Below are 15,382 nucleotides of genomic sequence, written 5' to 3' on the forward strand. Positions count from 1 at the left end.
GATGGTACAACATAGCATGTGAAGGAAGCGAAAAAATATAGGAGAAATCGCCATTATTCAGGACGCGATAGTTGAATTGATACTGGCCAGGTTAGGCAGTATTTAATCAAAAGAGGAATGGTTTGGCATGAAATGTGTTAATCCAGTAATGGAAAAGCAGGATAAAGGATCGATTATTAATACTGCTTCATCGGCAGGTATTCGTTCAGAACACAGTATCGCTGTATATTCCGCAAGTAACATGCGGTAATCGGTTTAACGAAAGGCGTCACGGTCGAGTATGCAAATAAAAGTATTCGTATTAATGCTGTGTGTCCAGGCGGCATCGTTACACCATTATTTCAAAGTGTTGGTGAAACACTTGAAAAAACAGGGTACGTACCAGAAGAAATGTCACGTGTATGTATGGGACGCCATGGTGAACCAGAATAAGTTGCAGAAGCGGTCCTATTCTTAGCATCAGATAAAGCAAGCTTCATGGCTGGTGCTGTTGTCTCTGTTGATGGTAGTTTGACTGTATAAATTTATTGTTTTTGTAGCAATTTACAAACGCAACGATAGGCAAACTTGCGAATGTGAAATGAATTATAGAAAAAATTTATAAAGAATTATCTGGATAATAAAATAAATTAGTGTTATCGTAAGAACTAGCTAAATAAAAATATCCTTCAGGGTAGGGTGAAATTCCCAATCGGCGGTGATGAAGAAATTCAAAGTCCGTGAGCGCAAGCTGATTTGGTGCAAATCCAAAACCGACAGTTATAGTCTGGATGGGAGAAGGGTAAAAGTGTGAGCTTTTTAAATTCGCTTGAGTTTATAAGGTGTATTTGAGTATGCTTTTATGTTAACTACTTCCCATTTTATAGTCGGGAAGTAGTTTTTGTTTTATTTGGCTAAAAAATTGAATAGCAGTAGTTCTTCGGGGTAGGGTGAAATTCCCAATCGGCGGTGATGAAGAAATTCAAAGTCCGTGAGCGCAAGCTGATTTGGTGCAAATCCAAAACCGACAGTGACAGTCTGGATGGGAGAAGAACGATGAGATGACAGCCTATGGAAAAAATATTATATCCATAAGGTTTATTTGTTGACGTCTTATGTATATGAACTCCCAAACCCCTTTATTCTAAGGGGTTTTTTGTTTGAGCGGAAATTATTAAATGAATGAAAGCAGGTGAAAAAATGTTTACAGGAATTGTTGAGGATATTGGCACCGTAAAAACCATGCAAAGCGATCGACAAAGTATGAAAATCACCGTTATTTCAAAGAAAATGGTAGAGGATGTAAAGCTAGGGGACAGTATAGCGGTCAATGGTGTTTGTTTAACAGTGATATATTTTAATGAACAAGAGCTAACGATGGATGTAATGCCTGAAACAGTGAGCGCAACAAATTTACAGCAGCTCGCAGTTGGAGATCCGGTAAATTTAGAACGCGCTATGTCAGCTAATGGACGTTTCGGTGGTCATTTTGTATCCGGACATGTTGACGGGGTAGGGAAAATAGTGCGCAAGCGGCCATTAGCAAATGCAGTCTATATTGATATTGAACTATCGAAGGAGTTAACGAGCTACTGTATTCCAAAGGGCTCCATCACAATTGACGGAACGAGTCTAACACTCTTTCAGGTTGAGAAAAACGGTGTCACAGTATCACTGATACCTCACACATACAAGGAAACAATTTTAGGTATGAAAAAAATTGGTGATCTCGTCAATATAGAAACCGATTTAGTTGGAAAATACATTTTGCATCAACTTAAGTATGGACAGGAACCAACCATTTCAAGAGACTTCTTAGCAAAAAACGGGTTTTAACTTCTTTCAGCGAAGCCAAAACATCTGTACCTGTCGCTACGCTTTCGGTACAAAAAACATCCGCTGAAATAGAGGAACTTAGTCTAAGAACGCCACGTTCTGTGGAAACGGTTGAGTGACCAACGTCATGCTTGCAGGCCTAAGCAATCCGGACGCAATTATGCCGAGGCATAATTGATCTAATAACACTTTAAGAACTGGAGGTGGCGATATTGCTACATTCAATTGAAGAAGCAATAGAGGATTTAAAACAAGGGAAGATGATTATCGTAGTAGATGATGAGGACCGAGAAAACGAAGGGGACTTACTCGCACTTGCGGAATTTATGACCCCAGAAACGATTAACTTTATGGCGACCTATGGAAGAGGTCTTATTTGTACGCCGATTTCACAGGAGCTTGCACAAAAATTAGCATTAAAGCCAATGGTTAGTATTAATACTGATAATCATCAAACGGCATTTACCGTTAGTATAGATCATGTAGACACAACAACTGGAATTAGCGCCTTTGAACGGGCAATGACTATACAAAAAATGCTAAAACCACAGGCAAAAGCTGCGGATTTTCGTAGACCGGGCCATGTATTCCCGTTAATTGCAAAGGACAATGGTGTATTAGAGCGTAGAGGACATACGGAAGCTACAATTGATTTGGCCAAGCTGTGTCATAGTATTCCTGCGGGCATTATTTGTGAAATTATGGGGGACAATGGCAAAATGCTACGCTTTAATGACCTTGTTAAATATGCAGCGCAACATGATTTAAAAATGATTTCAATTGAAGCATTGGCCACTTATCGTCTTAAACAAATAATGGAAGAAAACACACAGACAATATAAAGGATCATCAACAAAAGTTTGGAATGACATTTGTTAAAACGTACTTTATGTATATAAGTTGATTGGAGTGGAGACTGGGCGACTCCTTGAGGATTAGCGGATAGAGGAACGAAGGCTAAAACCATCACGTCCTGTGATAATTCGTGATCAACATCGTGTTGGCCCGAGACCCTGGAGCGCAAGCGAAGGGGCTCATCGGACGCCCTCAGGAAGCTCTGCTCTGCGCGAAAGCGTAGCGACAGCAATAACAAAGCGCCCAGTCGGAACGGAAATCAACCCCACGTTATGATGATTAGACTAAATAATAAAGGAGAGATTCAAAATGGTTAAAACATTTGAAGCACAATTAATTGGTACGGATTTAAAAATAGCAGTAGTAGTTGGTCGTTTCAACGAATTTATTACAAGCAAATTATTAGACGGTGCATTAGATGGTTTAAAGCGTCATGGTGTGGATGAGAATTCTATCGATGTAGCATGGGTTCCTGGTGCATTTGAAGTGCCATTCATCGCGAAACAGTTAGCTGAAACAAAGAAATATGATGCAATTATTGGATTAGGTACAGTAATCCGTGGCTCAACAACACATTATGATTATGTATGTAATGAATCAGCAAAAGGAATTGCAAATGTGTCACTAACTACAAATGTACCTGTTATTTTTGGCATTGTAACTACAGAAAATATTGAACAAGCGATTGAGCGTGCAGGGACTAAATCAGGAAATAAAGGCTATGATGCAGCAATGTCCGCTATTGAAATGGCAAATTTAAAGAAGATGATTGGATAAATTTTTCCTAATAATAGTATGAAAATTTCGCAGATGAATTATTCTGAAAAAGTATTATAAACATTAAAGTTTTCTTGAATATTTTTTTAGACAATGGGGAAAATATCCGTAAGTGTATTTATGTTATTACTCATAAATGTACTAATTAGGGGCTGGCTCAGTAGGAGTTGATGGATATTTCTTCAATGGAACAAGAATTAAATTTGAAATCTTTGAAGTCACTATTTCAACGCTCTGCTGATGTGATATTCCAAGAGTATTCCTTTCAGCAACATAAAGTACATTTGATAAAATGTGAAGCGATGGTTGATGAGCGGTTACTGCAGACCGTTATTGTGCAACGAGTTCAATCATTATTTACTGCAACAACAGAGGAAATGTTAGAAGAACATATACAAAACAATTTACACGTTCCCCATCTTCAGAAAATAACAAGTAAAGATGAAGCTATTACAAGAGTTTATAAAGGACATGTTTTACTTTATTTTGAAGATATGAATTTGTTATATTCAAGCTATATCGCTAAAAAACCGAATCGAGAGCCTAAAGAAACAACCCTTGAATTAGTTGTCAAAGGTCCGAGAGATGATTTTATTGAGGATGTTTTTATCAATATTGCTTTATTACGAAAACGGATTCCTACTAATTCATTAAGTGTTGAGACATATGAACTTGGTAAACGATCCAAAACAACTGTAGCTGTACTTTATTTTGAAGATATCGTCAATCAAAAAATGCTTGAGCAAATAAAACTACAGCTGCAACGAATTGATACGGATGTTGTATTTAGTGGGGATTTATTGATGGAGAGAATTGAGCAAAGTGCAAAAATTCTACCTAGACACGATTATACTGGACGCCCTGATTTTGCTGTACAAGCTTTAAGTAGAGGACGCATTATCATTATAGTTGATGGAGTATCATATGCCATCATTACCCCGGCTAATTCAATGTTACTTTTTAAATCCGGTGAGGATAATGAGTATCCGATTATTGTAAGTTCTATGGAGCGTATACTACGAATAATAGCTATCTTAATAAGTATACTTTTACCAGGTTTTTGGCTTGCATTAACGACCCACCATCAAGAACAACTGCCATTCATCCTATTGGCAACTGTCGTTGAATCAAGAATGGGACTCCCATTTCCAACTACTCTTGAAATATTAATGATGCTTTTTATGTTCGAATTATTTCGAGAAGCAAATATTCATCTACCCAATGTTATCAGTGGTTCAATAAGTGTTGTCGGGGGATTAATTATTGGAGATGCAGCTATTAAATCGGGTGTTACGAGCGCTTCCATGATTGTAGTTATAGCTACTTCAAGTATTGCAGCCTATACACTTGTCAATCAGTCCATCGTAACAGCGATGAGCATTCTCAGGGTAATCATCATTTTAGCATCTGCCTTTTTAGGATTATTTGGATTCTTCATTTCGGTGTTTTTCATACTTCTTTATACCGCAAACTTACGAGTATTAGGTGTTCCGTACTTAAGTATGGGCGCAGATTTAGATTGGACGGACATTAAAAGATCTTTAGTTCGCTTATCTCCTGCAGGTTATCGTACGCGACCCAAATTCTTAAATGTACAGGATGAGACAAAGACATCGAGTAGGAAAAAATAAATATTTAGAATGTAGAGATCAGGCTTTTATAGGCCTGATCTTTTTATTTCTTGACCTTATATTTACTTGAAGCTTTAAGATGAATATAGAAAACCAATTACAGTAGGTAAGGAGAGAAAAGTAATGAGATCTTATGAAGAATTGATCGTAAAAGTTATAAATGTAAGGGGCAGTTACTATCAAATTGGGCTTCAGCAAAGTAAAGAACTACTGTCAACTTCTCATCCAATACAGAATGAATCTCTGAATTTTATAAATGTCCAAATGGCAAAACAACTACTACAATTTCATTCCCCTAGTCTTTTGCAAGAAATGGAAGGATTGGCCGTTGGATTAGCTCAAACGCTGGATTCTGTCATTGATATATATAGTGGCTATAATATTACCTTTCCTGAAATGGGCTGTACATCTTTTGTGCTAGATGGAAATTATATTAGAAACTATGATTTTAGTCCAACATTGTATGATGCAAGACTTGTATTTTCTAATCCAATGAATGGATGTGCAAGTGTTGGATTTAGCCAACAAATTATCGGTAGACTTGATGGGATGAATGAATATGGGCTAGTTGTCGGTCTGCATTTTGTCAACAATGATTACCATGGTGAGGGCTTTATCGCTTCAACGATTGTCCGAATATTATTAGAGCAATGTAAAAATATTGAAGAAGCACTTAAATTAATTACAGAACTCCCACATGGTTATTGTTACAATTACTCAATGACAGATCAAAGCGGACAATCTATAGTAGTAGAAGCTTCTCCACATAAGCAGGAATTAAGATATGAAAATCCGTTAATTTGTACGAATCATTTTCAAACAACGAGTATGAAAGAGAAAAATAAGAAAAACATTCAAGGGTCCGTCAATCGAAAACATTTTATAAATAATTTAATAGAAAAGAATTTGACTACAATCGCTGCATACCGACATTTTAATAATGGAAATTCTCCGTTATTTTTCAAACACTATCAACAATACTTTGGCACATTACATACTGTAGTTTATTCGCCAAAGCTTCTAGAAGTTATCGTTGGAATAGGGGAGGACGCAGAACCGATAACAATTTCTTTTAAAGATTATTTGAACGAAGCTCTAACGCTTCCTAAAAAGTTAAAAGGTTGGATTGATTTAAACTACAAAGATGGAATGGAATAAGCAATATATAATAAGGAGGGGGCATGATAAAAATTCTTCTCCTTTTTAGTTTACTTTCTAGAGAAGGATTATTAAACTAATGGTTGCGACTGGAACGATGTTTCGCTCGAAAAATAAAAATTGTTTTAGCATTTTATCAGTTCCAGACAGACTTCTCCAACGTCAATAATGGGAAGGAGATAGCCCAAAAAAGTAAGTGGCGATAAATGTGGGTTGGTAATAGTCAAAACTCTCTTGGGATGATAAGATAAGAACGAATATTGTTATTTAGAGAGGCGAAGAATCCTGAATCGTATGCATTTACCCAAGCTGATTCCGGAAGTAATTATGCTGAGGCATAATTGAACAACCATAAAAAAGAAGTTTACAATAATGGATTGAAATCATTTCCCCAGTGGAGAGTATGACATGATGTTAACTTCGGCAAAGATTTTTGTATTTGCGAAAGCCAAGCCCAACTAAATTAAGGCATTATTCATGTCTATAGATAAGGAAGTACCAGTTTGTATGAAAACACGAAAAATAAAACTAATTTTAATACTATCAACTCTCTTATTAGTACTGTTTACAAGTTTAAACATCTTTACATCTTATATAAAAATGAAAAAGACAGTAGAAGAGTCAATAGCGAACCAAAGTCTGAAAGCGGCTATTTCTATCGCATCTACTATTGATGTAGAGGCGTACAAACAATTTTTAGATAACCCCGAGGAAAATGAGTATTATTGGCAAATAAGAAGCTACTTAAACGATGCAAGAGTAAAAATAGGTGCTTTATTTGTTTATACATTAGATATTGAAAATCCTAAGGTATCCAAAGCAATGATTATGGGTTTACCAAGTGAAGTTAAAGGCTTTTATATCGGAATGGACTGTACAGTACCCGAGACACAAGTGCAAAAAGCTTATAATGGAGAAACATTTATAACAGATGTAATACAAGATTCTATATATGGCTCCTACTTAACTGTTGGTGCACCGATTAAGGATGAAACAGGGGCGGTTATTGCATACATAGGAATTGATATTAGTGCAGACACATTAAATGACATTAAGGGAAAAGTGATCGAAGACAATCTTTTAGTCTTTATTTTTAATGGTGTACTTATTTTAATCGTGATTGGCTCAGTTTTCTTCTTACAGAGATGGTATCAAAAAGAAGTGGCGGAGGAAGTTGAAGCGACAGAAGATACATATCAAGCAGAAATTAAAACTTTAATCACTTCCGTGTCCTCTTTAAGACATGATTTCACAAATCACATACAAGTACTGCATGGATTTCTTCAATTAGACAAACCTGATCAGGCCAAACAATATTTATATTCACTATCCAAAGAGGTTCAGGCTATTAAGTCACTCAAATTAAATATTGATCATCCTGGCTTGGCGATCTTATTACAAACGAAAAAACTAACTGCACAAAATCATAATATTGATATGGATTTTTCAGTATCACAGGATGCATTTAATAAAATTAAAACAACAGATTTAATCAAAATCTTGTCGAATTTAATAGATAATGCGATTGATGCGGCAAATGAATTATCGGATGAGCAACGTAAAATAACAATTTGCTGTAAAGCTGATGACAAGCAATATGAATTTAAGGTTACAAATACTGGACCAAATATTGTAGAAGCAGGGCAAATATTCAAGCAAGGATTTTCTACTAAAAAACCAGAATCTGGTAAAATAAGAGGCCAGGGCTTGTTTATTGTGAATGAAATTGTTAATAAGTACGACGGTCAAATTTCTATCGATTCATCAAAACGTTTAGAGACAACAGCAATAGTAACCATTCCAATAAAGTAAATTTCCAAACTAAAAGTCAAGTGTTAAAGTAATGCAAATAAAGTCGTCGGATTGGACGGCTTTATTTGCAATTATTACACGCACGCATTTCTAAGCAACACTCTCTAAATAGTCTTTATGTTCCTCCTCAATCTTTGATAAAAATTTAGTAATTGCTCTAATTGAATCTTCTCCTTCTAGCTGTGTTGTTCCTAATTCATCCGCCATCCGTTTTAAAACATAATCTTCAAACTCAGTATAATCTTTGAACGGCTCCAAGCCCTTAGATGGATCTTTATGTTCATTCGTCATATGCATATATTCCTTTATAGCATTATCTTCTTGATATCTTCTAGAATCACTAAAGTCGTGAATAGAACCCTCGAAATGATGGATAGAACGCTCCAAATCGTGGATAGAACCCTCGAAAAGATGGATAGAACGCCCCAAATCATGGATTGAACCTTCAAAAAGATGGATAGAACGCCCCAAATCGTGGATAGAACCTTCGAAATGATGGATAGAACATCCGAAATCATGGATAGAACGTCCGAAATCATGGATAGAATCTCTGAATTAATGGAAAGAACCTCCGAAGTGACGGATTGCTCCTCCGAAATGATCGCTGGAATCACTAAAGTCGTGTATTTCATTTTATTGTAATAAGGCTCTTAAAAGTTGTTTGCATTCAAAATTTAATAATAAAATTGTGTAATTCTTGTTGAACTAACACATTCGTTGACCTTTTAGGTAAATAACCTTAAAATGGAATTGACCTAATAGGTTAATCATGTTTCTTATAAAGGAGTGACGAATGTTGACAAAGTTATTAGATTTAGACTCTCAAAGAAGGAACGCAATTCTAAATGCAGCGTTAAAAGAATTTTCATCACAGGGGTATGACAACGCTTCAACAAATGTAATAGCAAAAGAAGCCGGAATTTCTAAAGCCCTTATGTTCCACTATGTCAGTAGCAAGCAGGAGCTATTTCTTGTTGTGTATGATTACTTCTCTGACCTAATTAAAAAAGAATATTTTGAATTGATGAATTATGATACGAAAGATATTTTTGACAGATTGCGTCAATCATATCTTTTGCAAATTAAACTATCGGAAAAGTACCCTTGGATTTTAGAGTTTAATAAACTTTCAAGAACTACTAATTCCAACGAGGTTAATGAGGAACTTGAAAATAGAACAAACAAAGAACATTCAAGCTGTTATCCTAAATTATTTGATGAAATAGATGAAGCTAAGTTTAGAAAGGGGTTGGATATAGAAAAGTGCAAGCAGTTTATACTTTGGTCTAATATTGGATTTACTAATGAAATATTAGATGATATTAGAAATTCAGATTCTCAGTCTTTGAACTATGAACTCGTTGTTGAAAAACTTGATGGATATTTTGATGAACTTAGAAAAGTATTCTACACGTCAAGAAATGAATAAGGGGTTGGGAAATGTGCGTTCAACACGAAAAAAACGGTTGACTGCACGTGTCTGTATGGTACTGGGACTTCCCCTTGTAGCACTAGTCATTTTCAATAATGTAGGTAAAGAATCGACGGGGAGGGATATGAGATGATTGATGCGCGTGAGCCGATAATTGTAGAGTTTCCTTTGAGAGGAGAATGGCACTCTCCTAACACTCCAGGTACAAAAATTCCGAGTCACGGCACAAACAAATTAGCATCAAGATATGCTTATGACTTTATACAAGTGGATTGGGAAAGAAAGGGCTGGCCCGCCTATCGCGTTAGTTTGGCGCAATATCTACTTTTTGGGGTTCCCTTAGATGAATATTATTGTTGGGGGCAAGACGTGTATTCTCCTTGCGATGGGGTCATTGTCCAAGCAGAGGATGGTTATAAAGAACGAACACGAACAAAATTGCTTTCAGATATGTCTAACGCTTATAAAAATGCTCATTATTTTGACCCAAAGAAAGACGACATACAATCAGTTGCTGGCAACTACATCATTATAGAATGTGGCGACAATGTATATGCTGCATTAGTCCATCTTCAAACAGGGTCAATTCAGGTTTCAGTTGGTCAAAGTGTAAAAAAAGGTGAAGTAATTGCTAGAGTTGGTCATTCAGGTAACTCCTTTGCTCCGCATTTGCATTTTCAACTTATGGATAGTAGTGACATCACTACTGCACACGGATTGCCTTTTGCTTTTGAACAATACGAATTATTTAAAAATGGCAAATGGGAAAAAGTAAATAATGGAATTCCAACAAATAAGGATAGAATAAGATTTCAAAAATCTGATGAATAGGATTAAATTAAAACTGCATAAGAGGTACCGTCAGGAAAATGGGCTTAGCGTTGTAAATTCGCATTTTCCTGACGGTACCCATATAACAAAGTTTCCCCCTTACGGCAAACGCCTAAATAGGGAGTTTTAGCGGCGAAGTAAAGAGGTTTAGTGGTTAAAGTGGGAGTTTTAGCGGCGAAGTAAAGGGGTTTAGCGGCTAAAGAGGAAGTTTTAGCGGCGAAGTAAAGGGGTTTAGCGGCTAAAGAGGATGTTCAACCGGCGAAATAAAAGGGTTTACTGGCTAAAATAAAAGTTCATCCGGCGAAATAAAGGAATTGCAGACTAAATTATCTGCTCTACAGGTGAAGTAACTCATTCACTGTGTGAAAAGCATTTTCAACTTTCATTTTTACATTTTTTGAGCAATTCATTTCATATATTAATAATAATCAAAATGGTACTCTATTAAGAGGAGATGAAATATTTGGATAAATCAATCCTTTCTTTATTGAAAAAGGGTGGATTTGTTTTGTATGCGAGGCATGGCCAAGCAACTGTCGGGGTAGATCAGCTAAATTTAAATTTTCAAGATTGTTATACTCAAAGAAATTTGTCTGAAGTTGGGCGAAGGGAGGCAATTTACTTTGGACAAATGCTTCGCTATTTACAAATCCCGATCAGTTCACCGATTGTCGTAAGTCCTTTTTGTCGTACAATTGAAACGGCACAGCTCGCATTTCCTTATTCCTATATCCAAATTGATCCACTTGGATATGAAATTTATAAATTGGGTGGAAACATTCCAATCGTTGAAAAAACAAATATATTATCAAATCTACAATCGATGTTAGAAAGAGAGCCACCACAGGGTACGAATCAAGTGATTGTTGCCCATAGCTTTCCCGAAGGTGTTGGATTAGGGATTGTTTCTAATATGGGAATGGTTATTATTAAGCCAAAAGGTCCTGGAAATGGGTATGAAATAATAAAAAAACTAACTTTAGAAGATCTACCACTGTTAGGTAGTAGCTCTAATTAAGTTAGGGATGGGAGAAAAGTATGGACATAAAAACGGTCTCACAATGCACTTTAGAGGAAACTTTAAAAACTTGGAATAAAGGCTTTGAGGGGTATTTTGTACAAATAGAAATGAATGAAGAGATGTTTTTAAACCGACTCGTTGGAGAAGGACTATCGCCAGAGCTTTCAATTGTCGCATTTGATCATAATAATCCTGTGGGTATTGTATTAAATGGCTTCAGACAAATAAATGGTAAGAAAACCTCATGGAATGGCGGAACAGGTATCTCTCCAGACTATCGTGGTAAAGGTGTTTCTCGTGTTTTAATGGAAGAAACAATCGCCATCTATGAAAGAGAGAAGGTGGAGGTTGCAACGCTTGAAGCTATAAAAGAGAATAAAGTAGCAATTGCGTTATATGAGAAGTATGGCTATACAATTACTAATCAATTGCTATTTTTAAGTGGCGAATATGAAGCAAAAGTAGAGGGGCAAGCCGTAATTCATGTGGAAACAATTCGGCCAGAACAACTTCCATATTTATCTTTTTATCAGGAAGATGTTCCTTGGCAATGTAGCTGGCAAAGTAATAAACAAGGGGAAGCTAAAGTTTTTTACAACGAGAATAATGAAGCGCTTGGCTATATGTTATATAAAATAGTATGGGATCAGGATGGAGCCATCAACCACATAGTGCTTTATCAATTAGAGTTATTGGAGAATGGCAATGTAGAACATATTCCACACTTTATCGCAAGCATTACAAATCATAAAGTAAATTTAGCCACAGTTAACTTTTTAGCAAGCAATCCGGCGGCGAGCTATTTGATGGAAAATGGGCTTGAGGTTAAGACAGAGCAAGTGCAAATGAAAAAATATGTTTGCGAGATGAGTAGAGAAAATTAGGGATGGTTTAAAAGTCAACGTTAGGCTGGAGAAAGTGGAACAGAGATTTTTTCCAATCATTGCTGACATTAATGGGCAACAACTACTTTATACGGTTTTACTTGAGGGCTAGTTTTAACAGGTTGTCAACATTCAAGAATTCCAGTATACTAATCCGATAAAGAATGTAAATAAAGGATGAATTTGAATGACGTTTGAAGAGATATTACCACGCTTAAAAGCGGGAGAAAAAGTAATTCGTAAAGGATGGGGCGGTGCCGAATTGTATGTGAAGCTTGTTGGACAAAGCGAACATGATGGCGAGGCTTTGAATCCTTATTTTTTAATTAATGTACGTGGTGAGGGTTATACAATGTTCACACCGACAGTTTGTGATTTATTAGCGGAAGATTGGGTAATTGTCAATTAATCGAAAGAGCCATCTCAAATGAGGTGGTTTCTTTGTTTTTTGAGGAGAGATATATATGAAATTTGAAGAATATAACGGTAAAACGGTATTTGTAACGGGGGCTGCTTCAGGTATTGGTCAAGCCCAAGTTATTGCATTTTTAAATAATGGGGCGAGTGTATTCGGGTTTGATTTAGATGAGCAAGGGTTAGTAAATCTACATAACCAATTTCCTGAACAATTTGCCTATACAGTAGGTAGTGTATGTAATAAGAACGATGTAGAGCAAGCATTTGATGCTGCGATTTCTATATTTAAGCAAGTAGATATTTTATTAAATACCGCAGGCGTTTTAGATGGCTTTGCTAAAACGCTTGATACAGATGAGGCGCTTTGGGATAAAATTATGAATACCAATGTAAAAGGTACTTATTTTGTGACAAATACGATATTACCCCATATGGTTAAACGAAAATCTGGCACAATCGTTAATATGGCATCTATTGCTGGACTTGTTGCCGGCGGTGGAGGTGCGGCATATACAGCGTCTAAACATGCAATTGTTGGCTATACGAAGCAGTTAGACTTAGATTATTGTCGTGCAGGAATTCGTGCCAACGCCATTGCACCGGGAGCCATTCAAACACCGATGAACAAAGCGGATTTTGAAGGTGACGGTGCAATTGCAAAATGGGTCGCCGATGAAACGCCTGCTGGACGCTGGGCCCAACCAAGTGAAGTGGCAAGTTTAACACTTTATTTAGCAAGTTCAGCAGCTGATTATATTCATGGAGCTGTTATGCCGATTGATGGCGGCTGGCTGACGAAATAGTATTGTTCTATAAGATATTCTTCTGCTATAATACGCAAGTAAGCAAAAATTTAGCTTGCACTGCGGCACTTCAGATAGGGCAAAAGCTCTCTTCCTTTGGCCGTAGTTATTACTAAAATAGCGGATGTGCTATTTTACAAAGGAGAATAAAATTGAATACATCTATTGTAAAAGATTCTAGCCGTACTTCTGTAACCGAACTTACAAAGACGGCACTTGTTGCAGCTTTATATGTGGCTGTAACTGTTTTATTGTCAGTTATTAGTTTTGGGGCAGTTCAACTACGCTTATCGGAGATGTTTAACTACCTGGCCCTATACAATAAGCGCTATGTGTTAGCAGTGACTCTAGGAGTAGTACTCGCAAATTTCATGTCACCAACGTGGATATTAGATGTACCTATTGGTGGAATTGCGACATTTCTCGTTTTAATTCTTTGCCGAAGAGTAACGAAAAATATAACAAATGATATTGTGAAGATGGTTATAACTGCATTGATTTTTGCTATATCAATGTTCACCGTTGCAGGACAATTAACAATTCTCTATGATCTTCCGTTTTGGGCAACCTGGTTTACAGTAGGTGTTGGAGAATTGCTATCCATGACTGTTGGTGGTATGACTATTTATTTATTAAATAAAAAAATTGATTTGACGAAATAAATTGAAGAGAAAGCAAGTCATCATTAAAAGGTGACTTGCTTTTTTGATTTTATAAGAGAAACTGGCCTGCAATTAGTTGTGGTATGAACATTTTGGGAAGCCTCACTCGCTCAATAAATCCTTTTCTACTTTATCAGATTTAATTAATCCCCCTCTCTTCCTCATTTCACTAACACGAATTATCGGCTAACCAACATTGACAGGAAGACTATCGCTAATTGATCCCACAAGCCAGCACCGTGAGCGAGATTATTACCAACACGATCAACTAGTTTATAATGTTCTTGCCCCGTTGCCTATAAGTGTTGCACCAAGAACATTTCCATTCCAAACAGATAAGCTCCCATAACCATGAAATTTCTGCATTTAAATAAAATCTATATGAGAAATCAAAAATTGATTATATTTAACATCTTCTTACACCAAACTAATGGAAAGGCTTAGGAAGGTGATGGAATGAAGCAAAAGCAATATAGTGCAGGGGATATAGTTTTCATTTTTTATCAACATCCATCTATTCAGCAAGTAGTAAACATACAGGAAGCGGCAGTGGTGAACAATCCTGATAATCCAAATGAACTGGGGCTACTTCTCTTTGATTCGTATTATCCACTAACAAACGATATGTTAATATTTACTAGAGAAATGGATGCTGAGCAAGCTTATCACCAATATTTTCATTGATAGAGGCTTACAATAAGTAGTTCATTAGCATTGATTTTCCTACATTAAAAAGTGCATTTTCAACACTATAATGAGAGAAGACGTAATAAGTTTTCTCTCTAAATCTTATTCTATAACTAACTGCGTTATATATGGTTCAATATATCTGCTATCTAATCCATCCGGTAAATTTAATAGTGAGAAATATTGCATTGTCTCTGATTCTTTATAATCAATAACTAAATTGCCTTTAACATTTCTTGTATAATAGACTGCCGTAACTGAGTAAAATTCATCCCCATTCGGAACTTTAAGATAATACTCTGGACCAGAAAAAATATCTAATAACTTTAGGTCCGCTATAACCAATCCTGTTTCTTCTAACACTTCTCTTTTTGCGGTATCTTCTAAGCTTTCTCCTAATTCCATTAAACCACCTGGAAGACCCCAACCTCCATCGTATCTTTTTTGTAATAACACTTCATTTGCGTTATTAAGAATTAATACAACTGAACCAGGTAAAATGATGGGTTGGTGTCCTACATATTGTCTTAAAAATTTATAATATTCCATAGTTACACTCATTTCTTTAATTGTTTTTATACTTATATATATGAATTA

General features: G+C 36.2%; 17 protein-coding genes, 1 pseudogene and 2 riboswitches. Of the genes and pseudogenes, 16 read left to right on the forward strand and 2 right to left on the reverse strand.

What is annotated here, in order from left to right:
• The first annotated feature begins 127 nt into the window (after nt 1-127).
• The 8 genes and pseudogenes from ACIQ7T_RS04520 (at nt 128) to ACIQ7T_RS04555 (ending at nt 8,048) form a co-directional block, all read left to right on the forward strand.
• Entirely contained in the window at nt 128-250 is a 123-nt protein-coding gene (locus ACIQ7T_RS04520) for an SDR family NAD(P)-dependent oxidoreductase (protein ID WP_402868845.1), read from the forward strand.
• 44 nt (nt 251-294) lie between these two features.
• Nucleotides 295-432, forward strand: coding sequence for a hypothetical protein (locus ACIQ7T_RS04525; protein WP_402868929.1), 138 nt, complete (start codon nt 295-297; stop codon nt 430-432).
• Between the two features lie 228 nt (nt 433-660).
• Nucleotides 661-786: riboswitch (FMN riboswitch) on the forward strand.
• Between the two features lie 125 nt (nt 787-911).
• Nucleotides 912-1,037: riboswitch (FMN riboswitch) on the forward strand.
• Nucleotides 1,038-1,179: 142 nt separating this feature from the next.
• On the forward strand, nt 1,180-1,815 hold the full coding sequence (ribE, locus tag ACIQ7T_RS04530) for a riboflavin synthase (protein ID WP_402868847.1): 636 nt from the start codon (nt 1,180-1,182) through the stop codon (nt 1,813-1,815).
• Between the two features lie 212 nt (nt 1,816-2,027).
• Nucleotides 2,028-2,618, forward strand: a pseudogene (gene ribB, locus ACIQ7T_RS04535) (3,4-dihydroxy-2-butanone-4-phosphate synthase); the annotation flags it as partial.
• A 361-nt stretch (nt 2,619-2,979) separates the two neighbouring features.
• Complete coding sequence (gene ribH, locus ACIQ7T_RS04540; RefSeq protein ID WP_370082743.1) at nt 2,980-3,447, forward strand: 6,7-dimethyl-8-ribityllumazine synthase; 468 nt, start codon at nt 2,980-2,982, stop codon at nt 3,445-3,447.
• A gap of 185 nt (nt 3,448-3,632) precedes the next feature.
• Complete coding sequence (locus ACIQ7T_RS04545; RefSeq protein WP_402868849.1) at nt 3,633-5,078, forward strand: spore germination protein; 1,446 nt, start codon at nt 3,633-3,635, stop codon at nt 5,076-5,078.
• Between the two features lie 123 nt (nt 5,079-5,201).
• Nucleotides 5,202-6,236, forward strand: coding sequence for a C45 family autoproteolytic acyltransferase/hydrolase (locus ACIQ7T_RS04550; protein ID WP_402868851.1), 1,035 nt, complete (start codon nt 5,202-5,204; stop codon nt 6,234-6,236).
• 507 nt (nt 6,237-6,743) lie between these two features.
• The gene (locus ACIQ7T_RS04555) at nt 6,744-8,048 is read left to right on the forward strand and encodes a GHKL domain-containing protein (RefSeq protein ID WP_402868853.1); all 1,305 of its coding nucleotides are present in this window, start codon (nt 6,744-6,746) and stop codon (nt 8,046-8,048) included.
• 90 nt (nt 8,049-8,138) lie between these two features.
• Here ACIQ7T_RS04555 and ACIQ7T_RS04560 read toward each other — a convergent pair whose 3' ends face one another.
• The gene (locus ACIQ7T_RS04560; RefSeq protein ID WP_402868855.1) at nt 8,139-8,519 is read right to left on the reverse strand and encodes a hypothetical protein; all 381 of its coding nucleotides are present in this window, start codon (nt 8,517-8,519) and stop codon (nt 8,139-8,141) included.
• A gap of 325 nt (nt 8,520-8,844) precedes the next feature.
• On the opposite strand from ACIQ7T_RS04560, the gene ACIQ7T_RS04565 reads away from it, so the two are divergent.
• The 8 genes from ACIQ7T_RS04565 (at nt 8,845) to ACIQ7T_RS04600 (ending at nt 14,782) form a co-directional block, all read left to right on the forward strand.
• Nucleotides 8,845-9,477 carry a TetR/AcrR family transcriptional regulator gene (locus ACIQ7T_RS04565; RefSeq protein ID WP_402868857.1) on the forward strand — a complete coding sequence of 211 codons (633 nt, stop codon included), beginning with the start codon at nt 8,845-8,847 and terminating at the stop codon, nt 9,475-9,477.
• A gap of 132 nt (nt 9,478-9,609) precedes the next feature.
• Nucleotides 9,610-10,311, forward strand: a complete 702-nt coding sequence (locus tag ACIQ7T_RS04570; RefSeq protein WP_402868859.1) for a M23 family metallopeptidase — start codon at nt 9,610-9,612, stop codon at nt 10,309-10,311.
• 454 nt (nt 10,312-10,765) lie between these two features.
• Nucleotides 10,766-11,329, forward strand: a complete 564-nt coding sequence (locus ACIQ7T_RS04575) for a histidine phosphatase family protein (protein WP_402868861.1) — start codon at nt 10,766-10,768, stop codon at nt 11,327-11,329.
• A gap of 20 nt (nt 11,330-11,349) precedes the next feature.
• A complete protein-coding gene (locus ACIQ7T_RS04580; protein ID WP_402868863.1) occupies nt 11,350-12,216 on the forward strand; it encodes a GNAT family N-acetyltransferase in 867 nt (288 codons plus the stop codon).
• Nucleotides 12,217-12,403: 187 nt separating this feature from the next.
• Entirely contained in the window at nt 12,404-12,625 is a 222-nt protein-coding gene (locus tag ACIQ7T_RS04585) for a DUF2829 domain-containing protein (RefSeq protein WP_142508321.1), read from the forward strand.
• Between the two features lie 55 nt (nt 12,626-12,680).
• Complete coding sequence (locus ACIQ7T_RS04590; RefSeq protein WP_402868865.1) at nt 12,681-13,436, forward strand: 3-oxoacyl-ACP reductase; 756 nt, start codon at nt 12,681-12,683, stop codon at nt 13,434-13,436.
• Between the two features lie 152 nt (nt 13,437-13,588).
• Nucleotides 13,589-14,098: a QueT transporter family protein gene (locus tag ACIQ7T_RS04595; protein WP_402868867.1), complete on the forward strand. Its 510-nt coding sequence runs from the start codon at nt 13,589-13,591 to the stop codon at nt 14,096-14,098.
• A 456-nt stretch (nt 14,099-14,554) separates the two neighbouring features.
• Complete coding sequence (locus ACIQ7T_RS04600) at nt 14,555-14,782, forward strand: transcriptional regulator SplA domain-containing protein (protein ID WP_402868869.1); 228 nt, start codon at nt 14,555-14,557, stop codon at nt 14,780-14,782.
• 105 nt (nt 14,783-14,887) lie between these two features.
• Here the strand turns inward: ACIQ7T_RS04600 and ACIQ7T_RS04605 are convergent, their stop codons facing one another.
• The gene (locus ACIQ7T_RS04605) at nt 14,888-15,334 is read right to left on the reverse strand and encodes an NUDIX hydrolase (RefSeq protein ID WP_370082769.1); all 447 of its coding nucleotides are present in this window, start codon (nt 15,332-15,334) and stop codon (nt 14,888-14,890) included.
• Nucleotides 15,335-15,382: the final 48 nt, after the last annotated feature.

It is taken from the genome of Lysinibacillus sp. NPDC096212 (assembly GCF_044763105.1).
Classification (GTDB): domain Bacteria; phylum Bacillota; class Bacilli; order Bacillales_A; family Planococcaceae; genus Lysinibacillus.